Annotated in this window: 1 protein-coding gene; it reads right to left on the bottom strand. The window is 75.3% G+C overall.

Going from position 1 to position 900, the window contains the following annotated elements; genetic code table 11:
* Positions 1–815: ABC transporter ATP-binding protein (locus IH13_RS0132530; protein ID WP_158791444.1), on the bottom strand; the 815-nt coding region annotated here is incomplete at its 3' end.
* Positions 816–900: the final 85 nt, after the last annotated feature.

Here is a 900-nt window from a genome sequence, read left to right as displayed (position 1 = left end):
GGGCCCAGCCGGTCCCGCAGCGGTGCCGACCGGCGGCGGGCGTCGCGGACCGACAGCGGCAGGGGGTCCCAGCCCGCGAGGCGGCCGAGGTCCACCACCGGCGGGCGGACCGGTGAGAGCGCCATGACGTCGGCGGGGGCGCCCAGGACCGGGGCGGCGCCCGGCGACGGGAGCAGCAGGACCTGGTCGGCGTACTGCACCACCCGTTCCAGGCGGTGTTCGGCCATCAGCACCGTGGTGCCCAGGTCGTGGACCAGCCGCTGGAGCACCGCCAGCACCTCCTCGGCCGCCGCCGGGTCCAGTGCGGACGTCGGCTCGTCGAGGACCAGGACCTTCGGGTGCGGGGTGAGGACCGAACCGATCGCGACCCGCTGCCGCTGGCCCCCGGACAGGGTGGCGATCGGCCGGTCGCGCAGCTCGGCCAGGCCCAGCAGGTCCAGCGTCTCCTCGACCCGCCGCCGCATCACGTCGGGTGCCAGGCCCAGCGACTCCATGCCGTACGCCAGCTCGTCCTCGACGGTGTCGGTGACGAAGTGCGCGAGCGGGTCCTGGCCCACCGTGCCGACCAGATCGGCGAGTTCGCGTGGCTTGTGGGTGCGGGTGTCCCGGCCGCCCACGGTCACCCGGCCGCTCAGCACCCCGCCGGTGAAGTGCGGGACGAGCCCCGAGACGGTCCCCAGCAGAGTCGACTTGCCGACACCGGACGGGCCGACGAGCAGCACGAGTTCACCCTCGGGGACGGTGAGGTCGACACCCGAGAGCGTGGGGCGGTCCGCGTCCGCGTACCGCACCGCAACCTGTTCGAACCGGATCACGCCTGCTCCTTGGGGTCGACGGGGGAGGCCGGCGGCGGGACGGGCGCGACGACGGCGGGCAGCAGCCCGATCAGCACGGCGGCGG

Origin of the sequence: Streptomyces sp. NRRL WC-3549 (assembly GCF_000721935.1) — a bacterium.
In the GTDB taxonomy this organism is placed as follows: Bacteria; Actinomycetota; Actinomycetes; order Streptomycetales; family Streptomycetaceae; genus Streptomyces.
Note: the sequence above shows the minus strand (reverse complement) of the source record. Positions and strands in the feature narration are given on the sequence as shown.